The following is a 25,524-nucleotide window of genomic DNA, read 5'->3' on the forward strand; positions in this document are numbered from 1 at the left end:
CTTTTACCGGAAGGGGCGGGCGAGTATTACTCGGCGCCTTCTTCCTTCACGCGGGAAGCGTGGATGTTGGCGACTGCCAGGTCGTTGCCGTGGGCCAGGGCCACCAGCTCGACGCCCTTTGGCAGCTTGAGGTCGGACAGGTGAACGATCTGACCGACTTCAACCTTGGCCAGGTCGACTTCGATGAATTCCGGCAGGTCTTGCGGCTGGCAGGAAACTTCGACTTCGGAAATGGTGTGGGACACTTCACCGCCCTGCTGCTTGACACCAACGGAGCTGGCTTCGTTGATGAAGTGCAGCGGAACGTGGGCGCTCAGCTTCTGGCCGGCAACGACGCGGACGAAGTCGGCGTGCATCACGTAGCCTTTGGCCGGGTGGCGCTGCAGGGCCTTGATCACCACGTTCTCGGTGGCGCCGGCGATGTTCAGGGCCAGCACGTGGCTGAAGGCGGCTTCGTTTTCCAGCAGCTTGGCCACTTCTTTGGCCAGCAGGCTGATGGATTGCGGGGCTTTGTCGCCGCCGTAAACTACGGCAGGCACCATGGCGACGTTACGACGCAGGCGGCGGCTCGCACCTTTCCCCAGGTCGGAACGCACTTCGGCATTCAGGGCAAACTCAGTCATTGCATTTCTCCAAAATAACCAAACCGCCCTCAGCGCTTGCGACCAGCGTGTGGACGGTTGGGCAAAAAGCCCCGCACGCGGCGGGGCACTTGTCGCTCAGGCCTGTTCCGCTTAGCGGAACATCGCGCTGATCGATTCTTCGTTGCTGATGCGGCGAACCGCTTCGGCGATGACCGGGGCCATGTCCAGCTGACGGATGCGCGGGCAGGCCTGCGCCGCGGCGGACAGCGGGATGGTGTTGGTCACCACGAGGGCGTCCAGCACGGAATTTTCCAGATTCTCGATGGCGCGGCCCGACAGCACCGGGTGGGTGGCGTAGGCGTAGACCTTCGAGGCGCCGTGCTCCTTCAGCGCCTTGGCGGCGTGGCAGAGGGTGCCGGCGGTGTCGACCATGTCGTCGACCAGCACGCAGGTGCGGCCTTCGACATCGCCGATGATGTGCATGACTTCGGACTGGTTGGCCTTCTCGCGACGCTTGTCGATGATCGCCAGGTCGACGCCCAGGCTCTTGGCCACGGCACGGGCGCGAACCACGCCACCGATGTCCGGGGAGACGATCATCAGGTTCTCGAAGCGCTGATCCTGGATGTCGTCGGTCAGCACCGGCGAGCCGTAGATGTTGTCCACGGGGATGTCGAAGAAGCCCTGGATCTGGTCGGCGTGCAGGTCGACGGTGAGCACGCGGTCGATGCCGACCACGGTGAGCATGTCGGCCACTACCTTGGCGCTGATCGCCACGCGGGCGGAGCGCGGACGACGATCCTGGCGGGCATAGCCGAAGTAGGGGATGACCGCGGTGATACGAGTGGCCGAGGAGCGGCGGAAGGCGTCGGCCATCACCACCAGTTCCATCAGGTTGTCGTTGGTCGGCGCACAGGTCGGCTGGATGATGAAGACATCCTTGCCGCGAACGTTCTCGTTGATTTCGGCGCTGATTTCGCCGTCGGAGAACTTGCCTACGGAAGCATCGCCCAGGGGGATATGCAGCTGGCGCACGATGCGCCGGGCCAGATCGGGGTTGGAGTTCCCCGTGAAGACCATCATCTTGGACACGCGCAGTACCTGCCTGGGAGTGGGCCCGATGAATTAAAAAGCTGTTCAAAAAGGCCGGCTTTCTGAACAGCTTTCGAGTGTATGGCAGGGGCGGCTGGATTCGAACCAACGCATGGCAGGATCAAAACCTGCTGCCTTACCGCTTGGCGACGCCCCTAGAGTATTAGTCGAATGCTGGGAGGTTAATGGCAGGGGCGGCTGGATTCGAACCAACGCATGGCAGGATCAAAACCTGCTGCCTTACCGCTTGGCGACGCCCCTGTATCGCGTCCCGCATTCACTTCCGAGTTACCGTTTCGAGCTGGCGATGCAACGGAGACCGATTGCAGCCGCGAGCGACGAAGCTCGGCAGGGTGGCCGGAAGTTGGCGCGAGACTTTATCAGCATCGGCCTGGTTTGGGAAGCTCCCAAACACGCAAGCTCCGGTTCCGGTCATCTTGGCTGCAACAAATTTGTTGAGCGTTTTCAGGGCGTTACGTACTTCTGGGTAACGCTTCTCGACAACCGGCTGACAGTCGTTACGACCGCCCCCCTCGGGAAGGCTGCGAACTGTAATGGCGGGGGTATCACGTGTCAACTCGGGGTCGGCAAAAACTTCCGCGGTGCTGATGCTGACCTGCGGCATGGCGACCAGGAACCAGGGTTCGGGCAGTTCCACCGGCTGCAGCTGCTCGCCGACGCCCTCGGCGAAGGCCGCGCGGCCGCGCACGAACACCGGCACGTCGGCGCCCAGGGCCAGGCCCAGCTCGGCCAGGCGCTCCTCGCCCAGGTCGGTGTGCCACAGGTGATCGAGGCCGACCAGGGTGGTGGCGGCATCCGAGCTGCCGCCGCCGATGCCGCCGCCCATGGGCAGGCGCTTGTCCAGCCAGATATCGGCGCCCAGGCGGGTGCCGGAAGCCTCCTGCAGGCGCCGTGCGGCGCGCACGATCAGGTTGGCGTCGTGCGGCACGCCGGGGATCTCGGTGTGCAGGCGGATCTCGCCGTCGGTGCGCAGGGCGAAGCCCAGCTCGTCGCCGTGGTCGAGGAACTGGAACAGGGTCTGCAGCAGGTGATAGCCGTCGGCGCGGCGGCCGAGGATGTGCAGCATCAGGTTGAGCTTGGCCGGGGCGGGCAGGATCAGTTCGGCGCGGGCGGGAATGGCTTGGGTTGTCATATGCAGAGCTGGAGTGCCGAGTGGGTGTGTCCCCTCTCCCGTTTACGGGAGAGGGGGGAGAGGGTTCTTGGGGCAGCCCCCTCTCCCTGGCCCTCTCCCCGAGGGGAGAGGGAATAATCGGTGCGAGCCTGGCGCTTACTGGCCCAGCTGGCGCGGCTGCCAGTCCTTGATCACCAGGGTGATGTCGAGATCCTTGCCGTGCAGCTTGATGCGCTCGGGCAGGCGGTAGCCGTTCTGCTCGACATAGCTGAGGTACTGCAGCTGCCAGCCATCCTGCTCCAGGCGCGCCAGCTGGCTCTGCGTGTCGAGGGTGACGCGGCTGCGGCTGTCCGGCGCGGGCAGGCCGCGTACCCACCAGAACAGGTGGGAGACCGGCAGGCGCCAGCCCAGCTGCTCCTCTAGCAGGGCCTCGGGCGATGCGGCTTCGTAGCGGCCCTGGTTGGCCACCTCCAGCAGCACGGCGCCCTCGCGGCCGGTGAGGCGGGCGGCGCCGCGGCCGAGCGGGCCGGACAGGCGGATGTCGTAGTAGTCCTGGCGCTGCAGCCAGAACAGCGTGCCGCTGCCGGAGTCCTTGGGTGCGCGGATGCCGACCTTGCCGCTGATCTGCCAGCCGTCGAGGGCGGAGACTTTGGTCTTGTGTGCCTGCCAGCGCTTGGCGTCGCCCTGGCCCTCGACGGATTCTCGGCTGGTGAGGCCGGCGCAGCCGGCGAGGAGGGCGATCAGGCTGAAAACGATAAGGTGACGAAGCATGGATCAGAGTTTCTCGGAACCGGTCAGGCGTTGAATGGTGGAGCGCAGGATGGCGCTGTCGGGCTGCGCCTCGAGGGCACTGGCCCAGACCTTGCGGGCCTCGCGCTGCCGGCCCTGGGCCCAGAGCACTTCGCCCAGGTGGGCGGCGACCTCATGGTCGGGGAACTTGGCCAGGGCGGCGCGCAGGTAGCGCTCGGCTTCCTCCAGGTTGCCCAGGCGGTAGTTGACCCAGCCCAGGCTGTCGAGGGTGGCGGCGTCCTCCGGATTGAGGCGGTGGGCCTGCTCGATCAGCGCCTTGGCCTCGTCATAGCGGGTGGTGCGGTCGGCCAGGGTGTAGCCGAGGGCGTTGAGCGCGGTGGCGTTATCCGGCTCGCGCGCGATGATGTCGCGCAGGTCGCGCTCCAGTCCGGCCAGGTCGCCGCGCTTTTCGGCCAGCATGGCGCGGGTATAGAGCAGGTTGGTGTCGCCGGGGAACTGTTCCAGCGCCCTGGCTATCACCTGCCAGGCCTCCTCGTGGCGCTGGCGGTTGGCCAGGGCCTCGGACTCCAGCAGGTACAGCTGGATGGCGTAGTCGGGCTGGCTGTCGCGGCTGCGGCCCAGGCGGCTGCTGGCCTCGGCGGCGCGGCCCTGCTCGAAGAGGATCTCGGTCTGGCGTACCTGGGCGGCGAGGAAGTCGTCGCCGGGGCCGACCATGCCGTATTCGATCAGGGCGCTTTCCGCATCGCCGCGCTGTTCGTAGATGCGCCCCAGGTTGAAGTGCGCGGCATCGCTGTGGGCGCCGCGCTCGATCAGCTCCTCCAGGTAGACGGCGGCTTCGTCCCAGGCCTGGTCCTCCAGGCACACCAGGGCCAGGGAGTAGCGCAGGTCATCGTCGTCGGGGAAGCGCTGGAGCAGGCCGGCGAATTCGCTCTTGGCCTCGTCCAGGCGGCGCAGCTCGACCAGTTGGCGGGCATAGGCCAGGCGCAGGCGCTTGTCCTCGGGGTGCTGCGCGATGCCGTTCTCCAGCAGCGGGATGGCCTCCTTGCCGCGGTCCAGGCCCTGCAGCAGGCGGGCGCGCAACAGCAGCGGGGGAATCTCCTCCTCGCTGGCGGCGTGCGCCTCGAGCAGTTCCAGGGCCTCCTCGGCGCGGCCGTCCTGGTGCAGCAGCAGGGCCTTGCCGAACAGCAGCTGGCCGTTTTCCGGGTACTTCTGCAGCAGGCGGTCGAAGCTCTGCAGCAGGCCGGCGCGGGTGTCCGGATCGGTCTCGGCGGCGGACAGGGCGAGGAAGTCGAAGTGGGTGTCGCCCTGGCCCTGCAGGACCTTCTCCATATATTCCATGGCTTCGTCGTAGCGGCCGGCACGGGCCAGCTGCACGGCGGCGGCGCGCTGGGCGTCGAGGCTGTCCGGGGCGCTCTTCGACCAGATCAGCGCGCTGTCCAGGGCCGCCTGCTCGGCGCCCAGGTACTCGGCGATGCGGAAGGCGCGCTCCGCCACGCCGGGGTCTCCGGTGGCATTGGCCTGCTGCACGTAGTTGCCGAGGGCGATGTCGAAGCGGTTGCGCTGTCCGGCCAGCTCGGCGGCGAGCAGGGCGTACAGGGTCTCCTCGCTGAACGAGGCGTACTGCTTGGGCTTGGCCGGGGACGGGGTGGTCGCCGCGTCTTCCACCGGCGGGGTGCCGTCCGGGACAGGCGCCAGGCTCTGGCAGCCAGCGAGCAGGAGGGAGGCGGTCAGCAACGCGAGGGATTTGTTCATGAGGGCAAGCTTGCGGTCCGTGGCGTGGCAGCATCATGACACAAGCGGCGGGCGCAAGCCCACCGCGGCGCCGGTGATTGGCCGGGGATGGCGGGCGGGTCAATTTGTCGCAACAGTTGTTCTCCCTCGGGTGACGTAGGACAATCGCCCGCTATCTCCGATTCCCCCTTAGCGACCCTGCATGGCCTTCCTCGCCCTCGGCATCAATCACAAGACCGCCTCGGTGGACGTCCGCGAACGCGTGGCCTTCACCCCCGAGCAGCTGGTCGAGGCCCTGCAGCAGCTCTGTCGCGTCACGCCCAGCCGCGAGGCGGCGATCCTCTCCACCTGCAACCGCAGCGAGCTGTACCTGGAGCAGGACCAGCTGTCCGCCGACGAGGTGCTGCGCTGGCTGGCCGACTACCACCGCCTGAGCCTCGACGACCTGCGCGCCTGCGCCTACGTGCACCAGGACAACGACGCGGTACGCCACATGATGCGCGTGGCCTCGGGCCTGGACTCGATGATCCTCGGCGAGCCGCAGATTCTCGGCCAGATGAAGTCCGCCTACGCCGTGGCGCGCGAGGCCGGCACCGTCGGCCCGCTGCTCGGCCGCCTGTTCCAGGCCACCTTCAGCACCGCCAAGACCGTGCGCACCGATACCGCCATCGGCGAGAACCCGGTGTCGGTGGCCTTCGCCGCCGTCAGCCTGGCCAAGCAGATCTTCGCCGACCTGCACCGCAGCCAGGCCCTGCTGATCGGCGCCGGCGAGACCATCAGCCTGGTCGCCCGCCACCTGCACGACCAGGGCGTGAAGCGCATCGTCGTGGCCAACCGCACCCTCGAGCGCGCCAGCCAGCTGGCCGAGCAGTTCGGCGCGCACGCCGTGCTGCTAGCCGACATCCCCCAGGAACTGGCGCACAGCGACATCGTCATCAGCTCTACGGCGAGTCAATTGCCCATTCTGGGTAAAGGCGCGGTGGAGCGCGCGCTCAAGCAGCGCAAGCACAAGCCCATGTTCATGGTCGACATCGCCGTGCCGCGCGACATCGAGCCGGAGGTGGGCGAGCTGGACGACGTCTATCTCTATACGGTGGACGACCTGCACGAGGTCATCGAGGAAAACCTCAAGAGCCGCCAGGGCGCCGCCCAGGCCGCCGAGGAACTGGTGGCCGCCGGCGCCGAGGAATTCATGCAGCGCCTGCGCGAGCTGGCCGCGGTGGACGTGCTCAAGGCCTACCGCCAGCAGGCCGAGCGCCTGCGCGACGAGGAGCTGGCCAAGGCCCAGCGCCTGCTGGCCAACGGCAGCAGTGCCGAGGACGTGCTGGCACAGCTGGCCCGCGGCCTGACCAACAAGCTGCTGCACGCGCCCAGCGTGCAGCTGAAGAAAATCTCCGCCGACGGTCGCTTCGAAGCGCTGGCCGTGGCCCAGGAACTCTTTGCCCTCGACGAGGGCCCGAGCAAGACATGAAAGCCTCCCTGCTGAAGAAACTCGACATCCTCCACGACCGTTTCGAGGAGCTCACCGCGCTGCTCGGCGATGCCGAAGTGATCAGCGACCAGAACCGTTTCCGCGCCTATTCCAAGGAGTACGCCGAGGTCGAGCCGGTGATCGTCGCCTACCGCGAGTTCCGCAAGACCCAGGGCGACCTCGAGGGCGCCCAGGCGCTGCTCAAGGACGGCGACCCGGAAATGCGCGAGATGGCCGAGGAGGAGGTGGCCCAGGCCAAGGAGGCGCTGGTCGCGCTGGAGGACCGCCTGCAGCGCATGCTGCTGCCCAAGGACCCCAACGACGGTCGCAACGTGTTCCTGGAAATCCGCGCCGGCACCGGTGGCGACGAGGCGGCGATCTTCTCCGGCGACCTGTTCCGCATGTACTCGCGCTACGCCGAGCGCCAGGGCTGGCGGGTCGAGATTCTCTCGGAAAACCTCGGCGAGCACGGTGGCTATAAAGAAGTCATCAGCCGGGTGGAGGGCGACAACGTCTACGCCAAGCTCAAGTTCGAGTCCGGCGCCCACCGCGTGCAGCGCGTGCCGGAGACCGAGTCGCAGGGGCGCATCCACACCTCGGCCTGCACCGTCGCCGTGCTGCCGGAGCCGGACGAGCAGCAGGCCATCGAGATCAACCCGGCCGACCTGCGCGTGGACACCTACCGCGCCTCCGGTGCCGGCGGCCAGCATGTGAACAAGACCGACTCGGCGATCCGCATCACCCACCTGCCCACCGGCATGGTGGTGGAGTGTCAGGAAGAACGCTCGCAGCACAAGAACCGCGCCAAGGCCATGGCCTGGCTGGCGGCCAAGCTGCAGGACCAGCAGGACGCCGCCGCGCACAAGGAAATCAGCGAGACCCGTCGCCTGCTGGTGGGCTCCGGCGACCGCTCCGAGCGCATCCGCACCTACAACTTCCCGCAGGGCCGGGTCACCGACCACCGCATCAACCTGACCCTGTATTCGCTGAACGAGGTGATGGGCGGCGCGGTGGAGCAGGTGATCGAACCGCTGCTGCAGGAATACCAAGCCGACCAGCTGGCGGCCCTGGGCGACTGACCGCATGCCGAGCCTCGCCGCGCTGCTGGACCAGGCCGAACTGCCGGACTCGCCGACGGCGCGCCTGGATGCCGAGCTGCTGCTGGCCGCCGCCCTGGGCAAGCCGCGCAGCTACCTGCGTACCTGGCCCGAGCACGAGCCGGGCGCCGAGCAGCAAGCCGCCTTCGCCGCCCTGCTCGAACGCCGCCGCGCCGGCGAGCCGGTGGCCTACATCCTCGGCCACCAGGGCTTCTGGAGCCTGGACCTGGAAGTCGCGCCGCACACCCTGATTCCCCGTCCCGATACCGAACTGCTGGTGGAGACCGCCCTGCAGCTGGCGCCGGCCACCCCGTTGCGGGTGCTCGACCTGGGCACCGGCAGCGGCGCCATCGCATTGGCCCTGGCCAGCGAGCGCGGCGGCTGGCAAGTGACCGGGGTGGACCGCATCGCCGAGGCGGTGGCGCTGGCCGAGCGCAATCGCCAGCGCCTGGGGCTGACCAATGCCGTGTTCCGCCAGAGCAGCTGGTTCGACGGCCTGGCCGGCGAGCGCTTCGGCCTGATCCTGAGCAATCCGCCCTATATCGCCGCTAGCGACCGTCACCTGGGCGAGGGCGACGTGCGCTTCGAGCCGCTCAGCGCCCTGGTGGCCGGCGCCGATGGCCTGGACGATATCCGCCAGATCGTCGCCCAGGCGCCGTCGCACCTGGAAGTCGGCGGCTGGCTGCTGCTGGAGCATGGCTACGATCAGGCCGCGGCGGTGCGCGGGTTGCTCGCCGCCGCCGGTTTCACCCGCGTGGACAGCCGTCGCGACCTGGGCGGTCACGAGCGTATTTCCCTGGGGCAATGGCCTGCATGACGATGGAACTCAACGACGATGAGCTGCTGCGCTACAGCCGGCAGATCCTCCTGCCGCAGATCGACGTGACCGGGCAGCTCAGGCTGAAACAGAGCCGCGTGCTGATAGTCGGGCTAGGCGGCCTCGGCTCGCCGGTGGCCCTGTACCTGGCCGCCGCCGGGGTCGGCGAGCTGCACCTGGCAGACTTCGACAGCGTCGACCTGACCAACCTGCAGCGCCAGGTGCTGCATGACAGCACGCAGATCGGTGCCAGCAAAGTGGATTCGGCCATGGCTCGTCTGTCCGCCATCAATCCGCAGATCGCCCTGGTGCCGCACCGCATGGCGCTGGACGAGGATTCCCTGGCCGCCGCCGTTGCCGCGGTGGACCTAGTGCTGGACTGCTCGGACAACTTCACCACCCGCGAGGCGGTCAACGCCGCCTGCGTGGCCGCCGGCAAGCCGCTGGTGTCCGGCGCGGCGATCCGCCTGGAGGGCCAGCTCGCCGTGTTCGACCCGCGCGACGCGGCCAGCCCCTGCTATCACTGCCTCTATGGCCATGGCAGCGAGGCCGAGCTGACCTGCAGCGAGGCCGGCGTGGTCGGGCCGCTGGTGGGCCTGGTCGGCAGCCTGCAGGCGCTGGAGGCGCTCAAGCTGCTGGCCGGCTTCGGCGAGCCGCTGGTCGGCCGCCTGCTGCTGATCGACGCCCTCGGTTCGCGCTTTCGCGAGCTGCGGGTCAAGCGCGATCCGGCCTGCAGTGTGTGCGGAGCGCGGCCATGAGCCAGGCACCGATCGGCGTGTTCGACTCCGGCGTCGGTGGCCTCTCGGTGCTGCGCGAGATCCGCGCGCGGCTGCCGCACGAGTCGCTGCTGTACGTGGCCGACAGCGGCCATGTGCCCTACGGCGAGAAGAGCGCGGAGTTCATCCGCGAACGCAGCCAGCACATCGCCGAGTTTCTCTTGGGGCAGGGCGCCAAGGCGCTGGTGCTGGCCTGCAACACCGCCACCGCGGCGGCGGTGGCCGAGCTGCGCGCGCGCTACCCCGAGCTGCCCATCGTCGGCATGGAGCCGGCGGTGAAGCCGGCGGCGGCGGCTACCCGCAGCGGCGTGGTCGGCGTGCTGGCCACCACCGGCACCTTGAAGAGCGCCAAGTTCGCCGCCCTGCTGGATCGCTTCGCCAGCGACGTGCGGGTGATCACCCAGCCCTGTCCGGGGCTGGTCGAGCAGATCGAGGCTGGCGAGCTGGACAGCCCGCGCACCCGCGCGCTGCTGCAGGGCTGGGTCGAGCCGCTGCTGGCCGAGGGCTGCGACACGCTGATCCTTGGCTGCACCCACTACCCCTTCATCAAGCCGCTGCTGCGCGAGCTGGTGCCGGATGCGGTCAGCCTGGTGGATACCGGCGCGGCGGTGGCGCGGCACCTGCAGCGCCTGCTGGAGCAGCGCCGCTTGCTGGCCGGGGAAGGCACGCGGGCCCGCGCGCGGTTCTGGTCCAGTGGCACGCCGCAGAGCCTGGCCGGCGTCCTGCCGCTGCTTTGGGGCGAAGCCTGCGCGGTGCAGCCGCTGCCCTGAATTTTGCCTTTGGTCGGCTTTCCCTGAGAACCCTGGGTTCTATACTCTCTGTACTGTCATAACGCCGTTACCTTCCAGTACAGGATGTAGAAGAATGCAGAAGATCCTTTCTCTGGCCGCCGCTGCGGCCCTGGCAATGGGGAGCCTGTCCGCCCAGGCCGTCGACTTCACCGCCGCCGTCGGCCAGACCGGCGACTCGACCATGGTCTATCGCCTCGGTGCGCAATGGGACTGGAACACCAGCTGGTGGCAGAGCGACACCGGGCGCCTGACCGGCTACTGGGACGCCGGCTACAGCTACTGGGACGGCGACGAGACGGCCAGTAACCACAGCCTGTCATTCAGCCCGGTGTTCGTCTACGAATTCGCCGGCGAGACGGTGCGCCCCTACATCGAGGCCGGTATCGGCGTGGCCTTCTTCGAGAGCACCGAACTGGAGGACAACGACCTCGGCTCCTCCTTCCAGTTCGAGGACCGCATCGGCGCCGGCCTGCGCTTCTCCGGCCAGGAAGTCGGCATCCGCGCCATCCACTACTCCAACCTCGGCATCAAGCAGCCCAACGACGGCGTCGAGGCCTATACCCTGCATTACCGCACCAGCTTCTAAGCGCGCTGTTCGCCAAAGCCGGGCCCGGGCCCGGCTTTTTCATGCCTGGCGCAGGCGTTTGCGGAAGGCGCCGGGTGTCTCGCCGCACAGCTGCTTGAACAGCTTGGCGAAGGTGGCGCGGTCGGCGTAGCCGACCTGCGCGGCGACCTGCTCCAGCGAGTGCGCGGGGTTGCGCAGGGCATGCTGCGCGGCGCCGATGCGCAGGCGCTGCAGGTAGTCGTTGGGCGTCAGCCCGGTGGCCGCCTTGAAGCGCCGCAGCAGGGTGCGGGTGGAGCAGTTGGCGCGTGCGGCGAGGCTCGCCAGGTCGATGGGCTCGGCGTGGTGCAGGGCCATCCAGCGCAAGAGCGGGGCGAACTGGGCATCGTCCTGGCCATTATCCGGCAGCAGCGGGGTGAAGCGCAGCTGACTGCCGCGCTGGCGCTCCACCACCAGGGCATTGGCCACCTGTTGCGCCAGCCAGTCGCCGGCGTGCAGGGCGATCAGCTGCAGGCACAGGTCGATCCCGGCCTGGGCACCGCCGGAACAGAAGCGGTTGCCGTCCGCGGTGAACAGCGCGTCGATCTGCAAACGTACCCGCGGGTAGCGCTGGCGGAACTGCTGCGCCAGGGCCCAGTGGGTGGTGGCGCGGCGCCCGTCCAGCTGTCCGGCGGCGGCCAGCAGGCAGGCGCTGCTGCACAGGCTGGCCAGCTGCTGTTCCGGCGGCCGCGCGGCCAGCCAGGCGAGCAGGGCGGCGTTGCCCTCGAGGGTGCGCTGCAGCGCGCTGCCGGTGGCGGGGATCAGCAGCAGTGCGGCGCCCTCGGCCAGCTCCAGGCCGCCGTCCACCCGCACTTCGGCAAGGCCCAGGTCCACCGGCCGGCCGTCGGCACTGACCCGCAGCAGTTCGAACAGCGTCGCGCCAGCCAGCTGGTTGGCCAGGCGAAAGGTATCCAGGGCCTGGCTCAGGCTGGACAGCACGGTCAGCGGGCAGACGTACAGGGCGATGCGAATCATGTGGCGATTATTGCCACAAAGTTGTCTTTATCGCCAATCGCTGTCGCTCACCCGCGCGGCCATACTCTGCCCATTCCCACCCGGAGCAGCGCCCCATGGCCCATCCCAATGCCGAACTGATCGACCGTTTCTACCAGGCCTTCCAGAAGCTCGACGCCGAGGCCATGGCCGCCTGCTACGCCGCCGACGTGCGCTTCTCCGACCCGGCCTTCCGCGACTTGCGCGGCCGCGACGCCGGCGACATGTGGCGCATGCTCTGCGCGCGTGCCAAGGACTTTTCGCTGAGCTACGAGGTGCTCGAGGCCGACGACCAGCAGGGCCGCGCGCGCTGGGTGGCGAACTACCTGTTCAGCGCCACCGGGCGCCAAGTGGAGAACCACATCGAGGCGAGCTTCCGCTTCGAGGGCGGCAAGATCGTTGAGCACCGCGATCACTTCGACCTGTGGCGCTGGATGCGCCAGGCGCTGGGCGCCAAGGGCCTGCTGCTGGGCTGGCTGGCGCCGGTGCAGGCGGCGGTCGGCAAGCAGGCCATGGCCGGGCTGCGCGCCTGGCAGGCCGGGCGCTGACTGGGTAAGCTCGGCAGCCATCCATTGTGCCGCCGAGCCATGACCGATACTCCGCCCGCCAAACCCTGGTTCGTCTACCTGGTCCGCGCCGAAAGCGGTGCGCTCTACTGTGGCATCAGCGACGATCCGCAGCGGCGCTTCGAGCAGCATCGCAGCGGCAGGGGCGCGCGCTTTTTCCATTCCAGCCCGGCGCGGGCGCTGGTGTATGTTGAGGCCTGCGCCAACAAGGGCGCCGCGCTGCGCCGCGAGATCGCCATCAAGCGCCTGAAGAAGGCGGCCAAGGAGGCCTTGATAGGTGCGCTGGATGGGCCGTCATCAGGTTGAAGGGGTAGGCCGTGGCGGCGCCTGCGGCTAAGCTGCGGCCTCGTCTTTTCAACTGCCGCGGAGTCCCGCCATGTCCGAACTCATCCTGCACCACTACGACGCCTCGCCCTTCGCCGAGAAGGCCCGCCTGATGCTGGGCTTCAAGCAGCTGTCGTGGCGTTCGGTGGAAATCCCGCGGATCATGCCCAAGCCCGATCTCGTCGCGCTGACCGGCGGCTACCGCAAGACCCCGGTGCTGCAGGTCGGCGCCGACATCTACTGCGACACCGCGCTGATCGCCCGTCGCCTGGAGGCCGAGAAGGCCACGCCGAGCCTGTTCCCCGAAGGCCAGGAGTTCGTCGCCGCCAGCTTCGCCCAGTGGGCCGACGCGGCGGTGTTCCAACACGCGGTGACCCTGGTGTTCCAGCCGGAATCCATCGCCGTGCGCATGGGCAAGCTGCCGCCGGCGGCGCAGCAGGCCTTCGTCGCCGACCGTGCGGCGCTGTTCGCCGGTGGTAGCGCCAGCCGCCTGCCGGCCGCGCAGGCCAAGCTGCAGTGGCCGGTGCTGATGGCACGCCTGCAGCAGCAGCTGGCGCGCGAGGAGGGCGACTTCCTGTGCGGCGAGCCGTCGATCGCCGACTTCGCCATGGCCCATCCGCTGTGGTTCCTCAAGGGCACCCACGTCACTGCGCCGCTGGTTGACGACTACCCTGAAGTGGCGGCCTGGCTCGGCCGCGTGCTCGGCTTCGGGCATGGCGCGCACAGCCCGCTGAGCAGCGAGGAGGCCATCGCCATCGCCCGCGCGGCGACGCCTGCGGCGCTGCCGGAGGAAGACTGCAGCCAGGCGCTGGGCTTCCAGGTCGGCCAGCAGGTCAGCGTGGCGGCGACCGACTACGGCGTCGATCCGGTGCAGGGCGAGCTGCTCTGCGTGTCGGACGAGAGCATTATCCTGCGCCGCCAGGACGAGCGCGCCGGTACTGTGCATGTGCACTTCCCGCGCCTGGGCTTCAGCCTGACGGCGGTCTGAGGCCGCGCGAGCGCTGCACGAACGCCCGGCACCGCCGGGCGTTTTCGTTGGGGCGGCCAGATGGCGTAGCCCGGATGCAATCCGGGAAGCAGGCGACTCCGCTCCCGGATTGCATCCGGGCTACAGCAGGTCGGCGGCGGAGAAGGGCGGCGGGTTGTCCGGCCAGCTGAGGTCGAGGCGTTCCAGCTCGCGGGCCAGCAGGCTGGCCACCAGCCAGTCGCGCAGCCAGCGCTGCTCGGCGGGGATCACATACCAGGGCGCTGCCTCCGTATGGCTGGCCGCCAGCAGCGCGCTCCAGCGCGCCTGGCGCAGGTCGAATTCGCGGTACGCCTGCAGGTCGCTGGGGTGCAGCTTCCAGCGCTTCTCCGGGCGCTGCAAACGGCTCAGAAGGCGTAGTCGCTGCTCGTCACGGGAGATGTGCAGGTAACACTTGAGCGGATGCAGGTGACGCGCCGGCCACTCGGCCTCGAAGGCGCGCAGCTCGTGCAGGCGGCCGGGCAGTTCGTCTGCGCTGCACAGGCCATCGAGCGGGTCGCAGATCAGCGCCTCGTAGTGGCTGCGGTTGAACACGCCGAGCAGGCCGGGGCCGGGCAGGCGCTGGCGATAACGCAGCAGGAAGTGCTGGCGTTGCTCCTCGGCGCTCGGCTGGTGGAAGTCGTGGATGCTCAGGCCCTGCGGGTCGAAGGCATTGAGCACGCGGCGGATCAGGCTGTCCTTGCCGGAGCAGTCCGGGCCCTGCAACACCAGCAGCAGGGCCTCGCGACGATTGGCCCAGAGCATGCGCTGGCGCTCGTTGAGCCAAGGGCGCAAGGCGGCCAGGGCCTGTTGCCCCTGGAGCTTGTCCAGGCCGAAGTCGCGTGCCGGATCGCCCGCCAGCGGCGCGTCCACGTCGCACAGGCAGGCGTCGAGCACGGCGTCGGGCAGGCGCATGGGCTCAGTCCTTGCGGCGCTTGAGCTGGTCCTTCAGCTGGGTCGGGACCTGGCGGATGATCAGCATGTCGCGCGCCTCGTCGTATTCGATCTTCGAGCCCAGCAGGTGCGCCTCGAAGCTGATCGACAGGCCCTCGGCGCGCCCGGTGAAACGGCGGAACTGGCTGAGGGTGCGTTTGTCCGCCGGAAACTCCGGGGCCATGCCGTAGTCCTTGTTGCGGATATGTTCGAAGAAGGCGCGCGGGCGCTCCTCGTCGATCAGCCCGGAAAGCTCCTCCAGGGTGATTGGCTCGCCCAGCCTGGCCTGGCTGGTGGCGTAGTCGACCAGCGCGTCGGTCTTCTCGCGGGCCTTCTCCTCGGCCAGGTCCTCGCTCTCGACGAAGTCGCTGAAGGCCTTGAGCAGGGTGCGCGTCTCGCTCGGCGCATCGACACCTTCCTGGCAGCCGATGAAGTCGCGGAAGTAGTCCGAGACCTTCTTGCCGTTCTTGCCACGGATGAAGGAGATGTACTGCTTGGACTGCTTGTTGTTCTGCCACTCGCTGATGTTGATGCGCGCGGCCAGGTGCAGCTGGCCGAGGTCCAGGTGCTTGGCCGGCGCCACGTCCAGCGCCTCGGTCACCGCCACGCCCTCGCTGTGGTGCAGCAGGGCGATGACCAGGTAGTCGGTCATGCCCTGCTGGTAGTGGGCGAACAGCACGTGGCCACCGGTGGACAGGTTGGACTCCTCCATCAGCTTCTGCAGCTGCGTCACCGCCTGGCGGCTGAAGGCGGTGAAGTCCTGCTCGCCGTCCAGGTATTGCTTCAGCCAGCCGCTGAAGGGGTAGGCGCCGGACTCCTCGTGGAACAGGCCCCAGGCCTTGCCCTGCTTGGCGTTGTAGCTCTCGTTGAGGTCGGCCAGCAGGTTCTCCATGGCCTGCGAGGCGGCCAGTTCGCTGTCGCGGGCGTGCAGCACGGCGGGCGAGCCGTCGGGCTTCTTGTCGATCAGGTGGACGATGCAATGGCGGATCGGCATGGGTCGTATTCTTCGCGGTGGTTCGGGGGCGGCAGGGGCGCCGCGGCATGCGCGCAGTCTACCCGAGTCTGGCCACGGCTTCAGGGGAGCCCTGGCGGTGCCAGCATGGTGCCGCTGTTTTGCTGGCAACTGGCCGTTATCTTCGGTGAACCAGCGCAATATTTCGGCAATAAAGAGGAGTGTTTCTTCGCCCTTGCGGTAATCCCTGTCTAGCTTCTCCTGCGTCCACACGACGCAGTAAGGGACGGCCCGCGGCCGCGCCACAAGCGCTGTCGCATCCATCTGCTCCAGATATGGATTGGAGAAAACCCATGCCTAACAAGAAGAAACTCTCGCTCGCTGCACTGCTGGCCAGCCTGGCCACGCCGGCCATGGCCGCCGGCCCTGAAGACCCCGCGCAGTTGTTCGACCGGCTGTGGAGCCCGAGTCGCCTCGGCCCCATGGAGTGTCGCGCCGGGGTGCTGAACGGCTCGCCGCTGCTACTGCCGCGCTGCATGCAGGCGCAGAAAACCACCGAGCACCTGCAGATGCTCCATGCCGTGGCCCTGGCCAATGGCGGCAATCGCGCCGCCGGGTTGCCCGGCTACCAGGGCTCGCTGGACTATGTGCGCACCACCCTGGAGGACGCCGGCTACAGCGTCACCCAGCAGGCTTTCCCGTTCAGCGCCTTCTACCCGCAGGGCCCAGGCGTGCTGCAGGCCCTGGCGCCGACGCCCGCGCAATACGAGTGGGAGGTGGACTTCACCTACCTGTCGCAGACCGACGCCGGTGACGTGAGCGCCGCCGTGGCGCCGGTGGACATCGCCCTCGGCCTCGGCAACACCTCCAGCAGCGGTTGCGAAGCCGAGGACTTCGTCGGCTTCCCGGCCGGTGCCATCGCCTTGCTGCAGCGCGGCACCTGCAACTTCCAGCTGAAGGCGGAGAACGCGGCGGCGGCCGGTGCCAGCGGGGTGGTCATCTTCAACCAGGGCGACACCGAGGAGCGCAAGGGCCTGCTCAATGCCACCCTGGGCGATGCCTACGCCGGCGGCATCCCGGTGCTGTTCGTCACCTACGATCTGGGCGTGAGCCTGGCGCAGACCGCCGAGCTGCAGCTGCGCATGTTCACCGACGTGGTACGCGAGCGCACCCAGACCTTCAACCTGATCGCCGAGTCGCGCCACGGCAACCCGGACAACGTGGTGATGGCCGGTGCGCACCTGGACTCGGTGTACGAGGGCGCCGGCATCAACGACAACGGCTCGGGTAGCGCCGCGCTGCTGGAGCTGGCGGTGCAGATGCGCAAGGTCAGGCCGAAGAACAAGCTGCGCTTCGCCTGGTGGGGCGCCGAGGAGTCGGGACTGGTGGGGTCGACCTACTACGTCAGCGAGCTGCCGGCCGAGGAGAAGGCGAAGATCAAGGCCTACCTGAACTTCGACATGATCGCCTCGCCCAACTTCGCCTACTTCATCTATGACGGCGATGGCTCCGACTTCGGCCTGCAGGGCCCGCCCGGCTCGGCGGCGCTGGAGAAGCTGTTCGAGGAGTACTACAAGCTGCGTGGCCTGCCGTTCGAGGGCGACGAGATCACCTTCCGCTCCGACTACGCGCAGTTCTTCACCGACGGCATCGCCTTCGGCGGACTGTTCACCGGCGCCGAGGTGCTGAAGACCGAGGAGCAGGCGGCGCGCTACGGCGGCACCGCCGGCATCGCCCTCGACCCCTGCTACCACGCGGCCTGCGATGATCTCAACAACCTCGACCAGCGGGCCCTGGAGATCAATGGCGATGCCATGGCCTTCGTCACCAGCTGGCTGGCGCTGTCGACCAAGGTGGTCGATGACGAGATCGCCGCGAGCCAGGCCGGGCCCAGCCTGAAGCGCGCCGCCAAGGCCTACGACATCACCCACTGGGGCAAGCACTGGATCAAGTGATCCCGGGCTGCGCCGAGGCCCCGCCAGGTTCGTCCTGGCGGGGCTTTTTCATGCGCCGGCCAGGCGCCGCTGCTGCACCGCGCGCAGGCGCTCGATCATGTAGCGCAGGTGCATGTGCAGCTCGTACAGCTCGCTGGAGTAAGACAGCGGCACCTCGACCTTGGCCAGTTCGTCTTCCAGTTTCTCCAGGCGCGCGATCTCCGCGTCGATATCGCCGTTGAGCTTGCCGCTGTAGAGCTGCTGGTCGATCTCGCGCAGGTGCTTGTACCAGCGGTAGATGCGCGCGCGGATGCGCCACTGGTAGATCGGGCCGATGGCCTTGAACAGCGGGAACAGCAGGATCACCAGGGGAATGGCGAGGATGATGTAGCGGTCGGCCAGCGAGGCGATGCGGAACGGCAGGTAGCGCTGCAGGATCGGCAGGCCCTTGTCGTAGTAGTACTCGGCCTCGGCCAGGGTCTCCAGCGAGCGCGGCGGGCGCTGCGGGTAGCTGCCGGCCGGATCGAGCAGGCTGCCATCCTTGAGTACCTCGCGCGCGGCTTCGAGGATCAGCGGGGTGAGCGAGGGGTGGAAGTCCTCGCCGGCCACCAGGGTGGCCACCGGGCCGAGGGTGACGATGTCGCGGTCCGGGCTGTTGTTGGCCATGTCCAGCATGCCCTCGCCGACCTGCAGGCGGCTCAGGTAGGGCAGGCGCGCCAGGTAGGCCTCGGTGCGGCGCAGGCTGACCAGGCGCACCCGGGGTTCGGCGGCCAGGCGCTGGACCAGCGGGTTCTCCGCCGGGCCGACGAAGAAGGCGGCGTCCAGCCGGCCCTCGACCAGCGCGTCGGCGGCGCGGCTGCCGCCCAGGCTCTGCCAGCCCTTGGGGTAGTCGGCCGGGGTGATGCGGTTGGCGGCGAACAGGGCGGCGGTGACCGCCTGGGTGCCGCTGTCCTCGGCGCCGATGGCCAGGCGCAGGCGCAGCAGGTCGGAGAGGCGTTCGAACTTCACCTTGCGGCCGGTGAACAGCCACAGCGGCTCGCGGTACATCACGCCGAGGCCGAGCAGCCGGGCGCGCGCCTCGGCGTCCAGGGTCAGCTCCTGGCCGCTCTGCACCAGGGCCAGCTCCACTTCGCCGGCGCCCAGCTTGGCCAGGTTGTCGCGCGAGCCCTGGCTCGGCACCAGCTCCAGCTCGAAGCCCTGCTCGGCCAGCTCGGCGCGCAGGCGCTCGGCGAAGGCGTGGTAGCCGCCGCCCTCGGCGCCGGTGGCCAGGCGCGCGTGCATCGGCGGCGGCGGCGCGACGAAGTAGAACAGCGCGCCGACCAGGCCGGCGATCACCGGCACCAGCCACAGGTTGGCGAGGATGAGGATTTTCAGGTCGCGGAGAATGCGGCGCATGGTCGGTCCTTGAGGCTATCCCAATGGGCAGGATAGCCGGAACCGCCTCAGCTCTGCAGGCTGGCCTGTGTGCCGCGGCGAGTGCGCCAGTGATCCAGCAGGGCGATCACGGCCAGCAGGCCGAGGGCATACAGCGCGTCGATACCCAGTGCCAGCAGCACCAGCGCGCAGAGCAGGGCGCTGAACGCCGCGAGCCAGCGCCAGATGCCGCGCAGCAGCACCACGCCGGCGCCCATGCTGAGCAGATAGACCAGGATGAAGTTGCCGTTGGCATAGCGGATCAGGTCGTCCACCGACAGCTGCAGCACGGCGGCCAGGCCTGCGCACAGGGCACAGATCGCCACCACCAGCAGCAGCGCCGGGCCGGGCACGCCGTGGTGGTTGCGCGCGGCCAGCGGCGCCGGCAGCTTGCCCTCGTCGGCCAGGCTCCAGATCAGCCGGGCGAAGCCCTGCACGTAGACGTTCATCGAGGCGAAGCAGGCCAGGTAGCCGACCAGCGCCACCAGCCAGCCGGCGCGGTCGCCCAGCAGCAGGTGCATCAGGCGCGGCAGCGAGGCGGCGTCGCTGTGCTCGTCGCCGTACACGCCGAAGCTCAGCACCGCCACCGAGAAGGCCCAGTACACCAGGCCGGCCAGCAGCACGCCGAGCAGCAGGGCCAGGGGGAAGTCGCGCTGCGGGCGGCGGAATTCCTCGCCCAGGTGGGTGAAGGCCTCGATGCCGACGAAGCACCAGAACATCACGCCCAGCGCGGCGGGGATCAGCGGCCAGGTGTCGCCGATCTCCGGCAGCAGCGGCTGGCTGACCAGCGGCAGCTCGCCCACCCACCAGACCAGGGCGACGGTGCCGATGATCGCCAGGGCGATCAGCCCCTGCACCAGGCCGCTGGCGCGCGCTGGGCGCTGGCCGAGCAGGAGCATGGCAGCCAGGGTGGCGAGCTGGATCAGCAGCGCTTCGCCGCGGCCCACCGGCAGCACGGCCTGCCAGAAGCCGGTGGCGATGTTCAGCGCGGCGGGCAGGCCGACCGGCAGCACGGCGAGGAACAGGAAGGCGATCAGCCGCTCGCTGCGCGCGCCGAAGGCGCGCCCGATCAGGTGCGGCGCGCCGCCGGCGTGGGGGAAGCGGCGGCCCAGCTGGGCGAAGGTGAAGGCCACCGGCAGCACCAGGGCGATGAGGATCAGCCAGGCCCACAGCGAGGCCTGGCCGGCGGCGGTTGCGGCCAGCGCCGGCACCACGAAGATGCCGGTGCCCAGTAGCGAGGTGCTGAGCAGGCCGATGCCCTGCAGCAGGCCCAGTTCCTTGTTCAGACGGCTCATGAGGTATGCTCGTGCGATCCTTTTCGATCCCGCCATGTTAAGCGCGCCGCCGCGGCCAGGTTGCCGCCGATCGCCGGCAAACTGGCGGAATCGCCCGTCAGATCGCCGGAGCCTTCGTGGACAAGTTCGACCGTCAGATTCTCGCCCTGCTGCGCAGCGACGCGCGCACCTCCGTCAGCCAGATCGCCCGCGAGGTCAGCCTGTCGCGCTCGGCGGTGGGCGAGCGCATCCGCCAGCTGGAGCAGGCCGGGATCATCCGCGGCTACCACGCCCGCGTGGTGGAGGCGCAAGGCACGGCGGTTAAGGCCTTCCTCGAACTCTTCTACAGCAATGGCCGCTGCCAGGACTACGTCGAACGCATGCGCGCCCATCCGGAGATCCGCCAGTGCTGTGGCATCAGCGGCGAGACCGACATGCTGGTGCAGGTGGAGGCGGCGAGCATGGCGCGCCTGGCCGAGATCCGCGGCGAGATCGAGAACTACCCCGGCATGCAGCGGGTGAAGACCCACATGGTGGTCAACGAATGGCCGATGTGAGGCTGTAACCGCGGCTTCATCAACCTTTCACACGGCCCGTGGAGACTGCGGCGGTTCATCCGACCAACCCGCACAAGGAACTCTCCACATGCTGCGTCTCCCCGCTCTCTGCGCACTGTTCGCCCTGAGCCCGCTGGCCTGCGCCCTCGAACTGAAACCGTTGGACCTGTACCAGAGCGGCTTTGCCGAGGGCACCGAGATCGTCAACGTCCAGGCCTCCAGCATGCGGGTGATCCTCACCAACAGCGCCGAGGGACTGGTCGACATCCTCCAGCTCGACCCGATCGGCAAGCTGCAGCGCACGGCGCGGCAGAACCTGGTGGAGAAGGGCGCCGGCGAGATCACCTCGGCCGCCTTCCACCCCAGCGAGGATCTCTACGCCGTGTGCGTGCGCAGCAGCGACGGCATGGCCGCCGGCGAGGTGCAGCTGCGTTCGGCCGCCGACGGCAAGCTGCTGGCCAGCGTGCCGGTGGGCATCTGGCCGGACAGCCTGGCCTTCTCGCCGAACGGCGAGTTCCTGGTGGTGGCCAACGAGGGCGAGGCCTATGTCAAGGATGGCGCCGGCTACCGCAGCGGCGAGGGCTCGATCAGCGTGATCGACCTGCGCGCCGGGCTGGACCAGGCCGTGCAGCACAAGGTCGAGCTGCCGGACCTGGCCCAGGTGCCGGGTACCGTGCAGGACGCGCACAAGCGCCTGGTCGAGCGCATGATCGACGGCGAGGAGCTGAAGGTACCGTTCGGCAGCGCGCCCGAGCACATCGAGCCGGAGTACGTGACCTTCTCCAGGGACGGCAGCAAGGCCTACGTCAGCCTGCAGGAGAACAACGCCATCGCCGTGGTCGACGTGGCCGGCGCCAGGCTGCTCAAGGTGTTCGGCCTGGGCACCATCGAGCATGCCGCCGACATCGAGGACGACGGCCAGTACAAGCCCGAGGCCAGCCTGCTGGCGCTGCGCGAGCCGGATGGCATCAGCGTCAGCGCCGATGGCCGCTACCTGGTCACCGCCGACGAGGGTGATACCGATCCCAAGGCGTCCAAGACCAAGGCCGGCCTGCCCACCGGCGGCGGCCGCAGCGTCAGCCTGTTCGACGCCGAGAGCGGCGCGCTGGTCGGCGACACCGACAGCCAGCTGGACGACATGGCGGCCCAGGCCGGCATCTACCCGGACGCGCGCAGCCCCAACAAGGGCAGCGAGCCGGAAGGCGTGGTGGCCTTCGCCGCATTCGGCAAGTCGCTGGCGGTGGCCGCGCTGGAGCGTGCCGATGGTCTGGCGCTGATCGACCTGAGCCAGCCGCAGCAGCCCAAGGTGCTGCAGGTGGTGCCGGTGGCCGCAGGGGCCGGCAAGGGTGAACTGGCCCCGGAAGGGCTGGTCCATGTCGAGCACCAGGGCCGCCACTTCCTGGTTGCCGGCCTGGAGAAGAACGGCAGCGTGGCACTGTTCGAACTGGTCGAGTAACGCAGCGGGCCTGCACGGGAGCCGCCCTTCGGGGCGGCTCTTGCGTTTACGCGCTCAGGGCAGGACCACGGCCTGCTCGGCGCCGTCCTCGGTGAGCATGTACTTGCCCGCCTGCAGGTCATGGAAGTAGCGGTCGTAGCGGCCGCTGCTGCGGAACTCGCGCAGGCGCTGGTTGAAGCGCTGCACCAGTGCCTCGCTGCCGGCCAGGCGCTTGGGTAGCATCAGGTAGCTCTGGTTGACCAGCAGCGGTTTGGGATGATGGGTGATGCGCGCCCGCTCGGCCGGGGTGAACTGGCTGCGCAGGGCGGCGTAGCCGACGTTGAGCTCCTGCGGGTAGAGCACGATGCGCTCCTTGAGCAGTTTCTCGAAGTTCTGCTGGTCGCTGGAGACCCGCTCCATGCGCACCTTGCCGCGTGCCAGGAAGGCATCGAAGGCCGGCCCGTAGCTGTATTCCAGGCCGCCGCCGAGGGTCATGCCGGTGAGGTCGTCGAAGCGCTGCCAGTCGAAGGGCATGGACTTGAGGTGGAAGAACACGAACTGCTCGTTCAGCAGCGGCTCGCTGAACAGGAAGTCGGCCTCGCGCTCGCCCTTGTGCATCCAAACGCCGGTGGCGTCGAACTTGCCGGCGGCGGCCTCCGAGTAGGCGCGCGGCCAGGGCAGGAAGCGGAAGTTGACCTTGTAGCCTTCCGCGGCGAACAGGTCGCTGATGATGTGGGCCATCACGCCGTTGTGGCGCTGGTCGGTGGACAGGTAGGGCGGCCAGTCGCCGACGCTGATCTGCAGCTCGCGCGGCTGCGCCTGGGCGCTCAGCCCCCAGCACAGGCAGCAGATGGTCAGCAGCATTGTCCAGCGCATGGGCACTCCTCGGCTCCCGGCGGTCTCCGCTCTTACAGCCCTAGCATAGTCATCCCGCATTCGCGCCGGCGCAAGCACCCAGCCAGGTGCGACGGGCGGCGACCTCGTGGAAGGTCCAGGCGACGAAGCGGCTCTGCTTGTTGCCCTGGGCCATGTCCACCTGGCGCACTTCCAGCGCACCGGCCTGTTGCAGCGCCGCCTTCAGCAGCGCCAGGTTGGCGGCCTTGGACACCAGGCTGCTGAACCACAGCACCTGGCCGGCCACGGCCGCGCTCTCGCGCGCCATGCGGCGCAGGAAGGCCGCCTCACCGCCTGCGCACCACAGCTCGTTGCTCTGCCCGCCGAAGTTGAGCACCGGCAGCTTGCGCCTGGGGTCGAGCTTGCCGAGGTTCCTCCACTTGCGCGTGCTGCCGCTGGCCGCCTCGGCGGCCGAGGCATGGAAGGGCGGGTTGCACAGGGTCAGGGCGAAGCGCTCGTCGGCTGCCAGCAGGCCCTGGAAGATGTGCCGGTCATCGGGCTGCCGGCGCAGTTCGATGGCCTCGCCCAGGCCGTTGGCCTGCACGATTTGGCGCGCCGAATCGAGTGCCCGCGCGTCGATGTCCGAGCCGAGGAAGCGCCAGCCGTAGTCGCTGTGGCCGAGCAGCGGGTAGATGCAGTTGGCCCCGCAGCCCACATCCAGCACGCGCACTCCGGCGCCGCGCGGGATGACCCCGGCGTTGCCCTCGGCCAGCAGGTCGGCCAGGCCGTGCAGGTAGTCGGCGCGGCCGGGGATCGGCGGGCACAGGTAGCCCGGCGGGATGTCCCAGTGGCGGATGCCGTACAGCTGGCGCAGCAGGGCGCGGTTGAACACCCGCACCGCCTCGGGGTCAGCGAAGTCGATGCTCTGCTTGCCATAGGGGTTGAGGATGACGAAGCGGCCCAGCTCCGGGCTGCTCTCGATCAACCTGGGGAAGTCGTAGCGACCCTGGTGGCGGTTGCGCGGGTGCAGCTGGCCCTTGACGACTGCCTTGGGCTGGCGCGGCGGCGGGTTCTTCTGACGCATGGTGACTGCTTCGGCGGGCGAGGGGGCGGCATTGTCCGCTAGGCCCAGCCCATCCGCCAGCGCTCGCCATCTTCCAGCAGGCGCCAGTCCAGGCGCTCGCTGCGCCGGGTCAGCACGGCCTGCAGCTCCACGGCCAGCACCTCGCCCTCCTCGTCGCAGTGCAGCTCGGTGACCAGGAAGTGCTTCTCGCGGTTGCGCGGCTGGCGCGCCGTCCACTTCGACAGCAGCAGCTTGCGCGGATTGATCCGGCCCGGCGTCACTGGCGATGTTCCAGCAGCCGCCGCGCCACTTCCTGGCCGCTCAGCCAGGCGCCTTCCACACGGCCGGACAGGCACCAGTCGCCGCAGGCGTACAGGCCCAGGTCGGCGTCGGCCAGCGCGCCCCACTCGTGGGCGCTGGCCGGGCGGGCGTAGAGCCAGCGGTGTGCCAGGCTGACGGCCGGCTCCGGCAGGGCGCAGCCGATCAGCTCGGCGAAGGCGCCGTGCAGGCGCTCGATCACCGCCTCCTTGGGTAGGTCCAGATGCTGCTTGCTCCAGATGCTGCTGGCGTGCAGCACCCAGGTGTCGAAGGTGCCGTCGCGGCCGGGCTTGCTGCGGTTGCGTGCCACCCAGTCGAGCGCGCTGCCCTGGGCGAAGCAGCCCTCCACACGGGTATCGAGCGGCGTGGCGAAGGCCAGGGCGACCGCCCAGGTCGGCTCCATGATCACGCTGGCGGCGGCGCTGGCGAGCTTCGGCGCGGCGCTGAGCAGGCCGGTGGCCTGCGGCGCCGGGGTGGCGACTATCACCGCGCTGTAGGGGCCGTGGCTGTTGCCCTCGCCATCCAGCAGCTCCCAGTGCTGCTCGCCGCGGAACACCTCGGTGATGCGGCAGGCGAAATGCACCGGCAGGGCGCCGAGCAGGGCGCGGGTGATGGCGCTCATGCGCGGCGTGCCGACCCAGCGCACCTGCTCGTCCGGCGAGGGTTGCAGGCCGTTCTGGTTGCTGTGGTAGAGCTGCGGGTCCCACTCGGCGACCCAGCCGCGCGCCTGCCACTGCTGCACCACTTCGACGAAGCGGCGGTCGCGGGCGGTGAAGTACTGGGCGCCGAGGTCCAGCGAGCCGGCGTCGCTGCGCTTGCTGGCCATGCGCCCGCCGCTGCCGCGGCTCTTGTCGAACAGTTCAACTTGCAGCCCGGCGGCGTGCAGCGCCTGCGCGGCGGAGAGGCCCGCCAGGCCGGTACCGATGATGGCGATGGGTGCGCTCATGGTCTACCTCGTTTGCCTTTACTACAGGCTACGCTCTCGACGAATTCTGTACAAACACTTGTCTTGTACAGCTATGTTCGGTTCCAATCGCGAACCTGCTGAAACTGCGACGTCAGGTCCGGGCGGACAAGGCACGT

At 68.9% G+C, this 25,524-nt stretch carries 26 protein-coding genes and 2 tRNA genes; 12 read left to right on the top strand and 16 right to left on the bottom strand.

All coding sequences use genetic code 11. The features are described from left to right. Positions 1-26 precede the first annotated feature (26 nt). The 7 genes from AAG092_RS15555 to AAG092_RS15585 all read right to left on the bottom strand — a co-directional run bounded on the left by AAG092_RS15555 (position 27) and on the right by AAG092_RS15585 (position 5,310). The gene (locus AAG092_RS15555) at positions 27-623 is read right to left on the bottom strand and encodes a 50S ribosomal protein L25/general stress protein Ctc (protein ID WP_110681406.1); all 597 of its coding nucleotides are present in this window, start codon (positions 621-623) and stop codon (positions 27-29) included. 111 nt (positions 624-734) lie between these two features. Beyond that, complete coding sequence (locus AAG092_RS15560; protein WP_110681408.1) at positions 735-1,676, bottom strand: ribose-phosphate pyrophosphokinase; 942 nt, start codon at positions 1,674-1,676, stop codon at positions 735-737. An 82-nt stretch (positions 1,677-1,758) separates the two neighbouring features. Continuing rightward, a tRNA-Gln gene (locus AAG092_RS15565) sits at positions 1,759-1,833 on the bottom strand. 29 nt (positions 1,834-1,862) lie between these two features. Beyond that, positions 1,863-1,937: transfer RNA gene (locus AAG092_RS15570), tRNA-Gln, on the bottom strand. A 16-nt stretch (positions 1,938-1,953) separates the two neighbouring features. Continuing rightward, on the bottom strand, positions 1,954-2,829 hold the full coding sequence (gene ispE, locus AAG092_RS15575) for a 4-(cytidine 5'-diphospho)-2-C-methyl-D-erythritol kinase (protein ID WP_373387353.1): 876 nt from the start codon (positions 2,827-2,829) through the stop codon (positions 1,954-1,956). Between the two features lie 135 nt (positions 2,830-2,964). After that, positions 2,965-3,579 (bottom strand): lipoprotein insertase outer membrane protein LolB, encoded by a 615-nt coding sequence (gene lolB / locus AAG092_RS15580; RefSeq protein WP_373387354.1) that lies wholly within the window; start codon positions 3,577-3,579, stop codon positions 2,965-2,967. A gap of 3 nt (positions 3,580-3,582) precedes the next feature. Beyond that, on the bottom strand, positions 3,583-5,310 hold the full coding sequence (locus tag AAG092_RS15585) for a tetratricopeptide repeat protein (protein WP_373387355.1): 1,728 nt from the start codon (positions 5,308-5,310) through the stop codon (positions 3,583-3,585). Between the two features lie 181 nt (positions 5,311-5,491). Between AAG092_RS15585 and hemA the strand changes: the two genes are divergently transcribed. From hemA to AAG092_RS15615, 6 genes are all read left to right on the top strand, one after another. Further along, on the top strand, positions 5,492-6,760 hold the full coding sequence (gene hemA, locus AAG092_RS15590; RefSeq protein WP_373387356.1) for a glutamyl-tRNA reductase: 1,269 nt from the start codon (positions 5,492-5,494) through the stop codon (positions 6,758-6,760). Then, complete coding sequence (prfA, locus tag AAG092_RS15595) at positions 6,757-7,839, top strand: peptide chain release factor 1 (RefSeq protein WP_373387357.1); 1,083 nt, start codon at positions 6,757-6,759, stop codon at positions 7,837-7,839. Before hemA ends, prfA begins: the two co-directional genes overlap by 4 nt. A 4-nt stretch (positions 7,840-7,843) precedes the next feature. Beyond that, complete coding sequence (prmC, locus tag AAG092_RS15600) at positions 7,844-8,674, top strand: peptide chain release factor N(5)-glutamine methyltransferase (RefSeq protein WP_373387358.1); 831 nt, start codon at positions 7,844-7,846, stop codon at positions 8,672-8,674. A 2-nt stretch (positions 8,675-8,676) separates the two neighbouring features. Next, on the top strand, positions 8,677-9,432 hold the full coding sequence (locus AAG092_RS15605; protein WP_373389608.1) for a molybdopterin-synthase adenylyltransferase MoeB: 756 nt from the start codon (positions 8,677-8,679) through the stop codon (positions 9,430-9,432). After that, a complete protein-coding gene (gene murI, locus AAG092_RS15610; protein WP_373387359.1) occupies positions 9,429-10,220 on the top strand; it encodes a glutamate racemase in 792 nt (263 codons plus the stop codon). Before AAG092_RS15605 ends, murI begins: the two co-directional genes overlap by 4 nt. A 94-nt stretch (positions 10,221-10,314) precedes the next feature. Beyond that, entirely contained in the window at positions 10,315-10,827 is a 513-nt protein-coding gene (locus AAG092_RS15615; RefSeq protein WP_373387360.1) for an acyloxyacyl hydrolase, read from the top strand. 39 nt (positions 10,828-10,866) lie between these two features. On the opposite strand, the gene AAG092_RS15620 is transcribed toward AAG092_RS15615, so the two are convergent. Then, the gene (locus AAG092_RS15620; RefSeq protein ID WP_373387361.1) at positions 10,867-11,817 is read right to left on the bottom strand and encodes a GlxA family transcriptional regulator; all 951 of its coding nucleotides are present in this window, start codon (positions 11,815-11,817) and stop codon (positions 10,867-10,869) included. Between the two features lie 95 nt (positions 11,818-11,912). On the opposite strand from AAG092_RS15620, the gene AAG092_RS15625 reads away from it, so the two are divergent. The 3 genes from AAG092_RS15625 to AAG092_RS15635 all read left to right on the top strand — a co-directional run bounded on the left by AAG092_RS15625 (position 11,913) and on the right by AAG092_RS15635 (position 13,713). Then, complete coding sequence (locus AAG092_RS15625) at positions 11,913-12,383, top strand: nuclear transport factor 2 family protein (protein WP_373387362.1); 471 nt, start codon at positions 11,913-11,915, stop codon at positions 12,381-12,383. Positions 12,384-12,422: 39 nt separating this feature from the next. Beyond that, the gene (locus tag AAG092_RS15630; protein ID WP_373387363.1) at positions 12,423-12,707 is read left to right on the top strand and encodes a GIY-YIG nuclease family protein; all 285 of its coding nucleotides are present in this window, start codon (positions 12,423-12,425) and stop codon (positions 12,705-12,707) included. Between the two features lie 70 nt (positions 12,708-12,777). Next, entirely contained in the window at positions 12,778-13,713 is a 936-nt protein-coding gene (locus tag AAG092_RS15635; protein ID WP_373387364.1) for a glutathione S-transferase family protein, read from the top strand. Positions 13,714-13,833: 120 nt separating this feature from the next. On the opposite strand, the gene AAG092_RS15640 is transcribed toward AAG092_RS15635, so the two are convergent. After that, a complete protein-coding gene (locus tag AAG092_RS15640) occupies positions 13,834-14,643 on the bottom strand; it encodes a polyphosphate kinase 2 family protein (protein ID WP_373387365.1) in 810 nt (269 codons plus the stop codon). A 4-nt stretch (positions 14,644-14,647) separates the two neighbouring features. Then, on the bottom strand, positions 14,648-15,655 hold the full coding sequence (gene yejK / locus AAG092_RS15645; protein ID WP_373387366.1) for a nucleoid-associated protein YejK: 1,008 nt from the start codon (positions 15,653-15,655) through the stop codon (positions 14,648-14,650). Between the two features lie 311 nt (positions 15,656-15,966). Between yejK and AAG092_RS15650 the strand changes: the two genes are divergently transcribed. Then, entirely contained in the window at positions 15,967-17,568 is a 1,602-nt protein-coding gene (locus tag AAG092_RS15650) for a M28 family metallopeptidase (protein ID WP_373387367.1), read from the top strand. Positions 17,569-17,616: 48 nt separating this feature from the next. Here the strand turns inward: AAG092_RS15650 and AAG092_RS15655 are convergent, their stop codons facing one another. Further along, on the bottom strand, positions 17,617-18,942 hold the full coding sequence (locus AAG092_RS15655; protein WP_373387368.1) for a TAXI family TRAP transporter solute-binding subunit: 1,326 nt from the start codon (positions 18,940-18,942) through the stop codon (positions 17,617-17,619). A 47-nt stretch (positions 18,943-18,989) separates the two neighbouring features. Then, positions 18,990-20,255 carry an L-methionine/branched-chain amino acid transporter gene (yjeH, locus tag AAG092_RS15660; RefSeq protein ID WP_286947276.1) on the bottom strand — a complete coding sequence of 422 codons (1,266 nt, stop codon included), beginning with the start codon at positions 20,253-20,255 and terminating at the stop codon, positions 18,990-18,992. A 116-nt stretch (positions 20,256-20,371) separates the two neighbouring features. Between yjeH and AAG092_RS15665 the strand changes: the two genes are divergently transcribed. Next, on the top strand, positions 20,372-20,791 hold the full coding sequence (locus tag AAG092_RS15665; protein ID WP_349681693.1) for an Lrp/AsnC family transcriptional regulator: 420 nt from the start codon (positions 20,372-20,374) through the stop codon (positions 20,789-20,791). An 88-nt stretch (positions 20,792-20,879) separates the two neighbouring features. Beyond that, the gene (locus AAG092_RS15670) at positions 20,880-22,247 is read left to right on the top strand and encodes a hypothetical protein (RefSeq protein ID WP_373387369.1); all 1,368 of its coding nucleotides are present in this window, start codon (positions 20,880-20,882) and stop codon (positions 22,245-22,247) included. A gap of 54 nt (positions 22,248-22,301) precedes the next feature. Here the strand turns inward: AAG092_RS15670 and AAG092_RS15675 are convergent, their stop codons facing one another. From AAG092_RS15675 to AAG092_RS15690, 4 genes are read right to left on the bottom strand one after another with little or no spacing between them, the layout of a single operon-like run. Further along, complete coding sequence (locus AAG092_RS15675; protein WP_373387370.1) at positions 22,302-23,102, bottom strand: substrate-binding periplasmic protein; 801 nt, start codon at positions 23,100-23,102, stop codon at positions 22,302-22,304. A gap of 49 nt (positions 23,103-23,151) precedes the next feature. After that, the gene (gene rlmF / locus AAG092_RS15680; protein WP_373387371.1) at positions 23,152-24,144 is read right to left on the bottom strand and encodes a 23S rRNA (adenine(1618)-N(6))-methyltransferase RlmF; all 993 of its coding nucleotides are present in this window, start codon (positions 24,142-24,144) and stop codon (positions 23,152-23,154) included. 38 nt (positions 24,145-24,182) lie between these two features. Then, positions 24,183-24,404, bottom strand: coding sequence for a TIGR02450 family Trp-rich protein (locus AAG092_RS15685; protein WP_373387372.1), 222 nt, complete (start codon positions 24,402-24,404; stop codon positions 24,183-24,185). Then, the gene (locus tag AAG092_RS15690) at positions 24,401-25,387 is read right to left on the bottom strand and encodes an NAD(P)/FAD-dependent oxidoreductase (RefSeq protein ID WP_373387373.1); all 987 of its coding nucleotides are present in this window, start codon (positions 25,385-25,387) and stop codon (positions 24,401-24,403) included. The genes AAG092_RS15685 and AAG092_RS15690 overlap by 4 nt, the downstream gene beginning before the upstream one ends. Positions 25,388-25,524 lie beyond the last annotated feature (137 nt).

Source organism: Pseudomonas alcaligenes (genome assembly GCF_041729615.1).
Classification (GTDB): domain Bacteria; phylum Pseudomonadota; class Gammaproteobacteria; order Pseudomonadales; family Pseudomonadaceae; genus Aquipseudomonas; species Aquipseudomonas alcaligenes_B.